General features: G+C 74.1%; 12 protein-coding genes. 6 read left to right on the top strand and 6 right to left on the bottom strand.

Annotated features, from left to right (window positions below; genetic code table 11):
- Together NS220_RS10450 and NS220_RS10445 are read right to left on the bottom strand one after the other, a co-directional pair.
- The coding region (locus NS220_RS10450; protein ID WP_153004250.1) for an ABC transporter transmembrane domain-containing protein at positions 1–1,140 on the bottom strand (1,140 nt) is incomplete at its 3' end.
- Entirely contained in the window at positions 1,137–2,834 is a 1,698-nt protein-coding gene (locus NS220_RS10445; RefSeq protein WP_058623995.1) for an ABC transporter ATP-binding protein/permease, read from the bottom strand. The genes NS220_RS10450 and NS220_RS10445, both read right to left, overlap by 4 nt.
- Before the next feature lie 37 nt (positions 2,835–2,871).
- On the opposite strand from NS220_RS10445, the gene NS220_RS10440 reads away from it, so the two are divergent.
- The 6 genes from NS220_RS10440 to NS220_RS10415 all read left to right on the top strand — a co-directional run bounded on the left by NS220_RS10440 (position 2,872) and on the right by NS220_RS10415 (position 8,387).
- Complete coding sequence (locus NS220_RS10440; protein ID WP_058623994.1) at positions 2,872–3,951, top strand: FecCD family ABC transporter permease; 1,080 nt, start codon at positions 2,872–2,874, stop codon at positions 3,949–3,951.
- 23 nt (positions 3,952–3,974) lie between these two features.
- Entirely contained in the window at positions 3,975–4,943 is a 969-nt protein-coding gene (locus NS220_RS10435) for an ABC transporter substrate-binding protein (protein ID WP_058623993.1), read from the top strand.
- Entirely contained in the window at positions 4,936–5,718 is a 783-nt protein-coding gene (locus tag NS220_RS10430) for an ABC transporter ATP-binding protein (RefSeq protein ID WP_081323114.1), read from the top strand. Before NS220_RS10435 ends, NS220_RS10430 begins: the two co-directional genes overlap by 8 nt.
- A 78-nt stretch (positions 5,719–5,796) precedes the next feature.
- On the top strand, positions 5,797–6,525 hold the full coding sequence (locus tag NS220_RS10425; protein WP_081323116.1) for an ABC transporter ATP-binding protein: 729 nt from the start codon (positions 5,797–5,799) through the stop codon (positions 6,523–6,525).
- On the top strand, positions 6,522–7,865 hold the full coding sequence (locus tag NS220_RS10420; RefSeq protein ID WP_058623991.1) for an FtsX-like permease family protein: 1,344 nt from the start codon (positions 6,522–6,524) through the stop codon (positions 7,863–7,865). The genes NS220_RS10425 and NS220_RS10420 overlap by 4 nt, the downstream gene beginning before the upstream one ends.
- 114 nt (positions 7,866–7,979) lie before the next feature.
- A complete protein-coding gene (locus NS220_RS10415; RefSeq protein WP_058623990.1) occupies positions 7,980–8,387 on the top strand; it encodes an NUDIX hydrolase in 408 nt (135 codons plus the stop codon).
- A gap of 56 nt (positions 8,388–8,443) precedes the next feature.
- Here the strand turns inward: NS220_RS10415 and NS220_RS10410 are convergent, their stop codons facing one another.
- The 4 genes from NS220_RS10410 to NS220_RS10395 all read right to left on the bottom strand — a co-directional run.
- The gene (locus NS220_RS10410) at positions 8,444–9,028 is read right to left on the bottom strand and encodes a TetR/AcrR family transcriptional regulator (RefSeq protein WP_058623989.1); all 585 of its coding nucleotides are present in this window, start codon (positions 9,026–9,028) and stop codon (positions 8,444–8,446) included.
- Positions 9,025–9,813, bottom strand: coding sequence for an HpcH/HpaI aldolase/citrate lyase family protein (locus NS220_RS10405; RefSeq protein ID WP_058623988.1), 789 nt, complete (start codon positions 9,811–9,813; stop codon positions 9,025–9,027). Before NS220_RS10405 ends, NS220_RS10410 begins: the two co-directional genes overlap by 4 nt.
- On the bottom strand, positions 9,810–10,352 hold the full coding sequence (locus NS220_RS10400) for a MaoC family dehydratase (protein WP_058623987.1): 543 nt from the start codon (positions 10,350–10,352) through the stop codon (positions 9,810–9,812). Before NS220_RS10400 ends, NS220_RS10405 begins: the two co-directional genes overlap by 4 nt.
- Positions 10,349–12,456: ATP-binding protein (locus NS220_RS10395; RefSeq protein ID WP_153004249.1), on the bottom strand; the 2,108-nt coding region annotated here is incomplete at its 5' end. The genes NS220_RS10400 and NS220_RS10395, both read right to left, overlap by 4 nt.

Here is a 12,456-nt window from a genome sequence, read left to right as displayed (position 1 = left end):
CGCGAGGGTCGTCTTGCCCGCGCCGCTCTCGCCCACCACCGCGACGTGCTCGCCCGGGGAGAGGTCGAGATCGAGGCCGTCGAGGGCGGCGGTCTCCCCTCCGGGATGGGCGGCATGCAGACCCCGCGCCACGATGGCGCCCGGGTGGGGCGTCGAGGGCGTCCGGCCACTCACCGGGTCGGCGGGTCGCACCCCCGGGGCGCGCAGTACCTCTGCGACGCGACGGGCCGCCTCCGCCGTCTCACCGAGGCGCCCGAGAGCGCCCGCGGCGACCGCGGCCGGCGACAACGCCGCCGCGGCGAGCACCACGAGCGACGGCGCGAGCGTGGCATCCATACCCGCCGAGACGGCCGCCGAGGCGAGCAGCAGCGTGCTGAGCAGCACGATCACGGTCACGGCGTCGGTCAAAGCCTGCTCCAGCCCCGAGCGGAGCGAGAGCCCCCGCCGTGCGCGCTGGACGGCACTGGTCTCATCGGCCACGGCACGGGCCTCGATCCCGACCCGACCGAGCAGCACGACATCGCGTGCGCTGGAACGCGCCGCGAGGACCCGAGCCGACAGCCGCGCGAGCGCCGCCCGCAGGACGCGGCCCTGCTCCGCAGCGCGGCCCGCGAACAGCAGGGGCACGGCCACGAGCAACGCCTGCGCCGGGAAGAGGAGGAGCCACAGCGGTCCGAGGAGCACGACGGCGGTGACGTCGATCATGAGGCAGGCGAGGACCCCCGCCGAGACCTGGGCCACCGTGTGCGCGGCGAACCACTCCAACGACTCCACGTCGCCCATCGCCGCCGCCACCGTGTCGCCGGAACGGCGGCGGGCCAAGCCCACCGGAGCGAGACGCGCGATCGCCCGGTGGACGTCGATGCGGAGCGCGTCGATCACCCGATAGGCGAGGACGTGCGCGAACCACTGCTCGCCCCACGCGGCCAGTCCCGCGGCCACGACCGCCGCGACGACAGCCAGCACGAGGGCGGGCGCCCCCGCCGCCACGGCGAGCGCCGACGCCGCGGAGACCGAGAGCACCGACACCGCGACGGAGGAGAGCATGCCGACGGTGACGACCGCGAGGACGCCCAGGAACAGTCCGCGCCGCCGAAGCAGGTAGGGCACGAGCAGGCCGAGAGGCCGCAGGACGTTCACGCCCGACCTCCCGAGACGACCGTGCGACCCTCGGCCGCGAGGAGCGCTGCGTAGGCGCCCGCGCGCTCGCGCAGTTCCTCGGGCGTGCCGGTCTCGGTGATGCGGCCGCCTTCGACGACGAGGACGCGGTCGGCGCTCTCGGCCACCGCCAAGCGGTGCGTGATCGCGAGGAGCGCGTCGTCGGGGTGAGCCGCGCGCAGGGCCGCGATCACGCGGGCCTCCGCCGCGGGATCGAGAGCCGAGGTGGCCTCGTCGAGCACCAGCACGCGCCGGTGCTGCATGTCGCCGCGCGCGATCGCGACGCGCTGGCGCTGCCCGCCCGAGAGGACCGCTCCGCCGTCGCCGAGCGGCGTGTCGGGGCCGATCCCCGCCCGCGCGGCGACCTCGTCGACGTGTGCGGGGTCGCCCGGAGCGCCGAGGAGGATCTCGGCGCGGACGTCGGCCGTGAACAGCGCCGGGTCCTGGGCGACGAGGCTCACCCGCGCGCGCAGCTCGTCGGTGCTCAGGGTCCGTCCGCCGAGCGAGATCGTGCCGGCCTCGGGCTCGAGCAGTCCCGCCACGGCGGCCGCGATCGACGACTTGCCCGCGCCGGTGGGCCCGACGACGGCGGTGAGTCCGGCATCCACGCGGAAGGACGCATCATCGACGACCGGAGCCGGGGAGTTCGGATGCCGCAGGCGCAGCCCCGTCACCTCCAACGGCAGGGCGACCTCGGCGCGGGAGACGGGGGCCGGGTCTCGCCGCCCCCGATCGGCCTCGACGAGGTCGAGGACGAGAGGACCGGAGAAAGTACCCAGATAGCCCGCGTGCCAGGCGGCGGCGAGCTCCCGCAGGGGCCGTACGAGCTCGATCGACAGCAGCACCGCGGCGAACATCTGGAACGCGCTCAGCTCTCCCCCGCGCACGGCGACCAGGACGAGCACCAGAGCCGGGATCGCGAGCAGGGCGAACTGCGAAAGGCCCGACTCCACGAGCGACACGCTGAGCTGGCGAAGCGTCCGCCGCAGGAGGGTGTCCGAGGCCGCGGCGAGCTCACGCTCGCGGCGTTCCTCCTCGCCGAACGCCACGAGGGTCGTCATCCCGTGCATCGAGTCGACGAACTCGGAGTGCAGGTTCTGATAGGCGTCCCAGTGCTCTCCGCCCCGCGCGGCGAGCACGCGATCCCACAGGCGCGGGACCAGCGGCAGGAGCGTCGCCGCGGCGATCGCCACGACCCCGATGAGGGGGTCGACCAGCACGAGGCTCGTCCCTACGGCGACGAAGACCACGCCGGTCACCGCCAACTGCGGCACGTAGGCCGAGAGGTAGGCGTCGAGGTTCTCGACGCCGTCCGTCACCGTCGCCTGATCCGCGCCGCTGCGTCCCTCGCCCGGTGTGCGAGCGGTGCGGTGGATCAGCGCGGCGACGGCGTGCTCGCGCAGGTCGCGCTTGACGGCATCCATCGTCCGATGCGCGACCACGGCCCGCGTGAGCGTCAGCGCGGGGCGCACGAGCAGCACCGCGGCGACGGCGACGAGCATCGGCGCCAACGAGGGGTCGACGAGCGAGCGCCCGCCGAGCAGACCTGCGAACAGCCGCGAGAGCAGCACCGCCTGCACCGCCCAGGTGGCGGAGATCGCCACGCCGACGGCGACGAGCGCGAGAAGCGCCCCCGCGTGACCGCGCCACAGGCGGAGAAGGCGGAGATGGGTCATGTCAGAACGCCTTATTGAGAATGGTTATCATTAGGCCATGACCGTAGAAGCGCGAGCGGCCGACGTCAAGTCGACTCCGGCGCCGTGGCGCCGCCGGCGAGGCGCCGCCGTGATCGGGCTCCTGTGCGCGGCCGCGCCGGTGGTCGCGGTCCTCGGCATCGCCGCCGGGCAGGTCGCACTCACCCCCGTCGACGTCGTCGACGCGGTCTGGCGCGGACTCACCGACACGGCCGGGACCACGGATGCCACGCGCCTGGCCGACGCCGTCGTCGGGCAGCTGCGCGCCCCGCGCGTGCTGCTCGGGTTCTGCGTCGGCGCCATCCTCGCCGCCAGCGGCGCCGCTCTGCAGGCGGTCGTCCGCAACGACCTCGCCGACCCCTACCTGCTCGGCATCACCTCCGGCGCCTCCCTCGGCGCGGCCGCCGTGATCGCCCTCGGCGCCGGGGCCTTCGCGGGCGCACTCTCGACCTCGGGCGGGGCGTTCGTCGGGGCGGTGCTCGCGCTCGTGATCGTGCTGGTGCTCGTCGGGCCCCGCCGGCGTCTCGGATCGGGTCGCCTCGTGCTCGCCGGACTCGCCGTCGGCTACGCGCTGTCGGCCGTGACGAACCTCGTCGTCGTGCTCTCCGACAACCGCGACGCGATCCGAGCGATCACGTTCTGGATGCTCGGATCGCTCGGCCAGGCGTCGTGGGCCGATCTCCCGGTCGTCGCGCTCGCGCTCCTCGCCGCCGTCGGACTCCTGACCGTCTGGGGCCGACGGCTCGATGCCATCGGACTCGGCGACGACGTCGCCCGGAGCCTCGGCAGCGACCCCGACCGTCTCCGGCGCAACGTCGCCGTCGTCACCGCCGTCGCGATCGCGGCCGCCGTGGCGGTCAGCGGGTCCATCGGCTTCGTCGGCCTCGTCGTCCCCCACCTCGCCCGCGGACTCGTGGGAGCGACGCACCGCCTGCTCCTGCCGACGAGTGCGCTGCTCGGCGGCATGCTCCTCGTCGCCGCCGACACCCTCGCGCGCACCGTGCTCGCGCCGCGCGAGATCCCCCTCGGCATCCTGACCGCCCTGCTCGGCACTCCCCTGCTCCTCCTGCTGATCGCCCGTCGCAGCCGCGACGCCTGACAGCGCCACCCGAAAGGAACCCGATGCGTTCTCGCCCGACCCTCGCCACCGCCCTCCTCTTGTCCGGGGCCGCACTCTTGGCCGGCTGCTCGTCTTCCGCCGCCGCCCCGGCGTCGACCGCCGCCGGCGCATACCCCGTCACCGTCACGGACTGCGGTACCGACGTGCAGATCGACGCGCGCCCCGAACGAGTGCTCACCGTCGGCACCGCCGCGGTCGAGCTGCTCGACGCGGCAGGGGCGAGCACGGCGATCACGGCCCGAACGGCCGAGTTCGGGGCGGCCCTGTCGGACTCGATCGCCGACCCGCCCTCGGACGCCCTCATCATCGACCCCGCCGATCCCACGACCGAGACGATCGTGGGGGCCACTCCCGACCTGGTGTTCGGCTACGGGCTCTTCTCGGCGGACCCCGCGCAGGTGAAGGCAGCCGGAATCCCGATCCTGACGGTGCAGGGCGAATGCGGACACGACGCCCAGACCGACAGCGAGGCGGTGGACCTGCACACCGTCACCGACGACGTGCGGCGCCTGGGCACCGTCTTCGGCACGAGCGAGACCGCCGACGCCGCCGCCGACGCGCTCGACGCGCGGATCGCCGCGGCCACGCGCCCCGCGACCGGCGACTCGGCCGCGTGGGTGTACTACTTCTCGTCGGAGGACCCGATCTCGGCATACGGCGGAGCGGGCCTTCCGGCGGCCGTTCTCACCGCCGCCGGCCTCCACAACGTCTACGGCGACCAGAGCGACGCGTACCTCACGGTCTCGACCGAGAGCCTTCTCTCCGCGCAGCCGACCTGGATCGTCCTCACGCACGGCCTGTACGGCGAGACCGCGGAACAGGCGCGCGAGAAACTGCTCGCCGAACCCGGGATCGGAGAACTGGATGCCGTGAAGGCCGGTCGCATCGTGATGGTGAGCGCCGACACGTCGAGCCCGTCGCCCGCCGCCGTCGCCGGCCTCGAAGCCATCGCCTCGGGGACACGTGACTGACGACTCCGCGGCCGAGGGGCCGGCCCTGCTGGAGGCCGAGGACGTCGTCGTCGCGCACGGACGGCGCCGGGTGATCGAGAACCTCTCGTTCACCCTGCGCCCCGGCGAGCGCGTCGCCGTCGTCGGCCCCAACGGCGCCGGGAAGACCTCGCTCCTGCGCGCGCTGGCCGGGCTCAGCCGCCCGGCCGGCGGGCGCGTCCGCCTGCACGGACGCGACCTGCACCGGCTGCGGGAGCGGGAGCGGGCACGACACCTCGCCTTCGTCGCCCAGGACGAACACACCGACCTGCCGTATCGCGCACGCGACGTGCTCCTGCTGGGACGTTCGGCGGGGCGCGGCGACTGGCACCGCTACGACGGCGACGATCACGCCGTCATCGCCGAGGTGGCGGAGCGGTGGGAGCTCACGTCGCTGCTCGACCGCACGCTCGACGCCCTGTCGGGTGGGGAGCGGCGCCGCGTGCTCCTCGCGCGCGCCTTCGCGCAGGACGCCGAAGCGGTGCTGCTCGACGAGCCCACGAATCACCTCGACCTACGACACCAGCACGCGCTGCTCACCCACCTGCGCGACACGGGGGCCACCGCGGTGCTGACCCTGCACGACCTCGACCTCGCGGCGGCGTACTGCACGCGCGTGCTGCTCCTGCAGCACGGGCGGGTGCTCGCCGACGGGGCCCCGGGGGCCGCGCTGTCGGCCGCGCGTGTGTCGGAGGTCTACGGGGTGCCCGTCACCGCCGTGCACATCGGCGGCCGTGCCCGCATCCTCGTGGGGTAGCCGCGATCCCTCCCGCGGCGGATGCGGATGGGCCCCGAGACGGACGACGCGGCCGCCCCGCGCGGCTGGGATGGAAGCATGACCTCCTCCCCCGTCCTCACCGCGACCGGACTCGTCAAGCGCTACGGAGAGCTGGCCGCTCTCGACGACATCTCGCTCACCATTCGCCCCGGCGAGTCCGTCGCCGTCATGGGTGCCTCGGGCTCCGGCAAGACGACCCTCCTGCACGCGCTCGCGGCCGTGACCGCGCCCGACTCGGGCTCGGTCGTGCTCTCACCCCCGGGCGCGGAGCCGACCGAGCTCGTCGGTCTCAGCGAGGGTGAGCGGGCGCGCGTCCGCCGCACGCTCCTCGGCTTCGTGTTCCAGGAACACCTGCTGCTGCCCGAGCTCACCGCCGTCGAGAACGCCGCCCTCCCGCTCCTGCTCACCGGCATGAGACGACAGGATGCCGAGCGGCACGCCGCCGGGTGGCTCGCCGCCCTGGGGCTCGCGGGAATGGAGTCCCGCCGTATCGGTCAGCTCTCGGGCGGGCAGGCGCAGCGCGTCGCGATCGCCCGCGCGCAGGTGACGGGAGCGACCGTCGTGTTCGCGGACGAGCCCACCGGTGCGCTGGATTCGGCCACCTCGGCCGACGTGCTGAGCGCGCTCCTGCACGCCACGACGGGCCAGGGCCGGACGCTGGTGATGGTCACGCACGACGGCGAGGTCGCTCGACGGTGCTCGCGCATCGTGCGCCTGCGCGACGGTCGAGTGATCGACGACACCGCATCCGCCGCCGCTCCTGCTCCCGCGGAGGCCGTGCGATGAGCACCGTCCTCCCCCTCGCGCGCCTGCTGTCGCGGCCCAGCCGTCAGGGTCGCGCCGCGATCGTCCTCCCCGCCGTCGCTTTCGCGGTGACCACGGCTCTGCTCCTCGTCGTCGCCGGCGGCGCGCGCATGTTCCTCGTGGACCCCCGCGCTCAGGACGCGGGCGACGGCCTGTACGGCATCCTGGCCTCGCTCGCACTTCTGCTGCTCGCCGTCCCCCTCGTCACGCTGGGCGCTGCGGCCGCCCGACTGTCGAGCCGCCGTCGCAACGACCGCCTCGCGACGCTGCGCCTGCTGGGCGCGAGCGGCCGCGAGATCTGGTCGCTCACGGTGCTCGAGGCGACGCTGGTCGCCGCCGCGGGAGCGATCGCGGGCGTGGCCCTGTACGTCGTGCTCCTGCCGCTCGTCGGGCTGCTCCCCTTCTTCGGCGGTCCCGTCGGCATCCCCTCCGTCGCGATCGACCCGCTGCTCGGGGCCGCGGTGCTCGCGGGCGTGGTCGTGATCGCGGCGGTCAGCGCGGCCGCGAGCCTGCGGAGAGTCACCGTGACCCCGCTGGGCGTGCGGACGCGCAGCGCCGCCCCGCCCTCGCGGCGCGGGGCGCTGATCGTCGGCCTCGTCGCTCTGGCCTGCGTCGCTCTCCTGGTGGCGAACTTCGCGGTGGTGGGCGAGCTCCTCGGCCCGGCGATCGCCCTGGCCGTGCTGCTCGGCGTGTTCGCGGGCGGGATGGCCCTGCTGAACCTCATCGGCGCGCCGATCGTCGCCGCGCGGGGGCGGGCGATGGCCCGTCACGCCACGGGAGCGGCCGCGCTCGTCGCCGGTCGGGAGCTCGCCGCCCATGCGGGACCGTCGTGGCGCCGGGTGTCGGGCATGGCCATCGTGTCGTTCATCGCGGTGGTCGCCGGCTGCGGTCTCGCGATCGCCGACGTGGCCGGGGCCGCGGGGGACGCGGAGGGGACGCTGATGGCCGACATCCGCACCGGGGTGCTCCTCACCCTCGGCATCGCCTTCGTCCTCCTCGCGTGCGCGGTCGGGGTCACGCAGGCGGCGTCGGTGCTCGAGGAGCGCGACCTGATCGTGGGCCTCGACCGACTCGGCATCCCGGACGCCGAGCTCCGCCGCGCCCGTCGCCTCACCGTCATGGTCCCGCTGCGTTGGGCGGCGATCGGCGGTGCCGTGCTGGGCGGGGTGCTGTCGTTCCCGATCGTCGGGATGAGCCTGCTCATCGCCCCGCTCTCGGTCGCCACGATCGCGCTGACGTTCGTCGCGGGCTTCGCCCTGGTCGCCGCGGCCCTGGCGTCGACGCGCCCGATCGTGGCGAGTATCCGCCGCGGGACGGCGTGACACGGGCGGGCGCCGCACCCCGTTGACTGTCCAAGACACGCCGTTACGGGCGGACGCCTTACGGCGTGTCTTGGACACTCAAGGCTCGCGGGCGCGGGGTGTTAGCGTGCGGGGGTGCGACAGGAAGCCACGGAACCCCGCCGAATCCGAGTGTCCGCCGCGGTGATCACCGACGCCGAGGGGCGCCTGCTGCTCGTGCGCAAGGCCGGGACCACCGCGTTCATGCAACCGGGCGGAAAGCCCGAGGCCGGGGAGACGCCGGCCGAGACGCTGGCCCGCGAGCTCGCCGAGGAGATCCGCCTCGACGTCGACCCCGCCGCCCTCGAACCGCTCGGCGAGTTCGCGGCCGCGGCCGCGAACGAACCCGGCTTCGAGGTGGTCGCGGACGTGTTCCGTGTCGACATCGGCGACCAGGAGCCTGTCCTGGATGCCGAGATCGTGGAGCTGCGCTGGGTCACCGCCGCGACGGCATCCGGAATCGAGATCGCCCCGCTCGCGCGGGAGTTCTTCCTGCCGGAGTGAGCGGCCGTACCGTCCGGCGGAGGTGAGGCCCGACACCCCCGGACCGACACATCGGGTCAGCCGGCCGATCCCACGAGCGCGCGCAGCGCCATCGCGGCGAGGATCTCCGCGGCTCGCTCGCCGGAGGAGTCCGCGCTGTGCGGGGTCGAGTTGAGCAAGCCGAAGGTCCCGAGGAGGCGCGTCTGGCGCTCGGCGGCATCGAGCTCGGGGCGCACGGATGCCAGGACGGCATCCCACTCCTGCACGTACTGACGCTGCAGGCTCCGCACGCGGTGGTTGACATCGGCGGGCAGCTGGGCGAGCTCGCGGTCCTGGATGCGGATGGTGTCGGGGTCGGCCGTCGCGAAGTCCAGGTGGAACCGCACCAGCCGCGCGAGCACCTCACCCGGAGCTCCCCCTTCGGCGACGAGGGCGCGACCCCCCTCGAGCAGGCGCTGGCTGGCGTCGATCAGCAACTCGGCGAGCAGCGCCTCCTTGCTCGGGAAGTAGTTGTACAGCGCGGGGCCGCTCATGCCGACGGCCTCGCCGAGCTCCACGGTCGACACCGCCGCGAAACCTCGCTCGGCGAACAGGGCTGCGGCCGACCGCATCAGAGAGGCGCGACGGTTCGCCTTCTGCGTGGCTCTCCAGGTCGCGGTCATCGCAGTACCTCGCGCGCCTGCCGCAGCACGGGCTCGTCGATCATGCGTCCCCGGAAGCGGAACACCCCGGGCTGCCCCTCCGCCTCGGCGAGAACGGCCCGGGCCCACTCGCGTTCGGCGTCGGTGCTCGCGAACGCGGCGCGGATCGTGGCCACCTGCGTCGGATGGATGCACGCGGTCGCGGTGAAGCCCGAGGCGGCGGCATCCTCGCACTCGGCGCGCAGGCCATCGAGATCGGCGAGGTCGAGGTGCACCGCGTCGATCGCGTCCTTGCCGTGGGCACGGGCGGCCAGCAGCACGGTCGCGCGCGCGGTGCGGGCGACGTCGCGGTAGCGGCCGTCGGCGAAGCGACTCGAGCGCCCGTTCATACTCGCGATGAGGTCTTCGGCGCCCCACATGAGCCCGACCGTGGCGGGGTGCGCGGCGATCTCGGCCGCGTTCACCACGCCGCGCGCGGTCTCGCACAGCGCGAGCACGCGCAGGCCCGGAGTGGCCTCGACGTCGGCGGCGGACTCGGCCTTGGCGAGCATCACCGTCGTGTACGCGGTCGCACGAACGGCGGCGAGATCGAGAGCGTGCTCGGGTGTTCCCGCCGCGTTGAGCCGGACGATCACCCGCGCCGGGTCGAGCGTGCTCGCGGCGAGCGCCTCGCGCGCCCGCTCCTTGTCGGCGGGGGCGACGGCGTCCTCGAGGTCGAGGATCACGGTGTCGGCCGCCGCGGCCGCCTTGGCGTAGCGGTCGGGGCGATCGGCGGGGCAGAACAGCAGGGCGGGGCCATGTATCAAGGCTCCTCCTCGGGGTCGCGGTCAGGGGCCGGGTCGGGGCCGGGCGCGGTCGCGGGGCCCGAAGCGGACGCGGGGCTCATGAGCATGAGCGTCGAGCGGCGCGCTTCGGCGACCACCACCCCATTCTGGTTGCGCATCGTGTGGGCGAACTCCACGATCCCCTGCCCCGGCCGCGAGACCGAGAGCCGCTTGCCCGCGATGAGCGTCTCGGCGTACAGGGTGTCACCGACGCGCACGGGCGCCGGGAAGCGCACCTCGCTGAATCCGAGGTTCGCGACGATCGTGCCCTGCGTGAGCTGCGCGACCGAGAGCCCGACCATCGTCGACAGCGTGAACATGCTGTTCACCAGACGCTCCCCGAACTCCGTCGACGCCGCCCACGCGGCATCCAGGTGCAGGGACTGCGTGTTCATCGTCAGGGTCGTGAAGAGCACGTTGTCGGCCTCGGTCACCGTACGGCCGGGGCTGTGCACGTAGGTCGCGCCCTCCACCAGCTCGTCGAAGTACAGCCCTCGCTGGATGATCCGGATGCCACTCACTCGGCGCCCCTTTCGTCGTCGGGGCTCGGCGCGACCGTCGCCCCGTCGGCGCCCGGTTCGGCGCCCGGTTCGGTGCCCGGGCCCGCGCCCGGTTCCGCGCCCGCGCCCGGGTCGCCCGGCACGACCACCGCGAGGGCCTGCCCGCGTGACACGACATCGCCGACACGCGCCTGCAGCGCGACCCTTCCGGCTGCGCTCGATCGCACCACGTGCTCCATCTTCATCGCCTCGACGGCGAGCACCGCGTCGCCGACGGCGACCGTCGCGCCGTCGGCGACATGAACGGCCACCACCGTGCCCGGCATCGGCGAGACGAGCTGCGGGTCGGCCTCCGCGGCGGTGTCCGCGCGGTGCTCGGTGAGGACGGGCGAGACGCGCAGCACCGCGCCCTCTCGCGCGATCCACACACCGTCGGCGTCGACCTCCGTCGCGAAGGTGCGCGTGCGCCCGTCGAGGGTGACCGAGACGAGACCGTCGTCGTGTCGGGCGAGCCGCGCCGGCCCGGACCCCTCGGCGCGCACGCTCGGCACCGGCCCCTCGTCCTCGCCGACGCGCGCGGGCGGTGCGCCTGCCGCGACCGCAAGCGTCTCCCCCGCACCCGACACCGCCAGGGTCCGCTGCTCCCCGCCGAGCGCGAGGGGGTAGCGCCGGGGCGCAGGTGCCCCCAGCCGCCAGCCGTCTCGGCGTCGCCACGGTTCCCGTGCGCGCGAGGCCGCGGCATCCAGGATCAGAGCCGCTTCGGCAAAGGCACGCTCGTCGAGCGCCTCCGTCGTGAGGCCCTCCAGCTCGCGACCGATGAGCCCCGTGTCGAGCTCTCCCGCGACCACGGCGGGAACCTCGAGCAGCGCCCGAAGGAACGCTACGTTCGTCGCGAAACCGAACACCGCGGTGTCGCCCAGCGCGGCGACGAGTCGCCGCCTCGCGATCTCGCGATCGGGCCCCCACGCGATGATCTTCGCGAGCATGGGGTCATAGTCGACCGAGACCTCGAGGCCGTCCTCGAGCGCCGTATCGACGCGGATCCCCTCCCCGCGCGGGTGCCGCACGCGCGAGACGTGACCGCCGGTCGGCAGGAATCCGGATGCCGGATCCTCGGCGTACACGCGCGCCTCGATCGCGTGCCCGGTGAGGGTGACGGCATCCTGATCGAAACCGAGCGGCTCGCCCGCGGCGATCCGCAGCTGCTGCTCGACGAGGTCGAGGCCCGTGACCTCTTCGGTGACCGGATGCTCGACCTGCAGGCGCGTGTTCATCTCCATGAAGAAGAACTCCCCAGGCGCCTCGGCCGACACGATGAACTCGACGGTGCCCGCTCCGCGATAGTCGACGCTCCGGGCGGTCTCGCACGCGGCCTGGCCGATGCGCGCGCGGGTCTCGGCGTCGAGCAACGGCGACGGCGCCTCTTCGATGACCTTCTGGTGGCGGCGCTGGAGCGAGCACTCGCGCTCGCCCAGGTGGACGACTCCGCCGTGCGCGTCGGCGAGCACCTGCACCTCGATGTGGCGGGGGGCGCGGACGTAGCGCTCGAGGAAGAGCGTGTCGTCGCCGAAGCTGGCCGCCGCCTCGCGTCGGGCGGCGGCGATCGCCCCCGCCAGCGCCTCGGGCGCCTCGACGACATGCATGCCCTTGCCCCCACCTCCCGCCGAGGGCTTGATGAGAAGGGGGTAGCCCACAACCTCACCCGCGGCGATGAGTTCGTCATCCGTCATCCCGGCCCGCGCGACACCGGGAACCGTGCGCACCCCGCGCGCCTCGACGGCGTGCTTGGCGGTGATCTTGTCGCCCATGACCCGGATCGCTTCCGCGCTCGGACCGATGAAGACGATCCCCGCGTCCTCGCACGCGCGGGCGAACGCGGCGTTCTCGGCGAGGAATCCGTAGCCGGGATGAATGGCCTCCGCACCGGTCTCGCGCGCCGCGCGGATCACGGCGTCCACGTCGAGGTAGCTCCGCGCCGCCGGCGCCGGTCCCAGGCGCACCGCGACATCGGCGAGGTGGACGTGGCGGGCATCGGCATCCGCGTCGCTGAAGACGGCGACCGAGCGGATGCCGAGGGAGCGAAGGGTGCGGATGATCCGACAGGCGATCTCGCCGCGGTTGGCGA

The organism is Microbacterium testaceum, assembly GCF_001476655.1.
GTDB lineage: Bacteria > Actinomycetota > Actinomycetes > Actinomycetales > Microbacteriaceae > Microbacterium > Microbacterium testaceum_C.
This window is presented reverse-complemented; position numbering and strand designations above follow the sequence as displayed.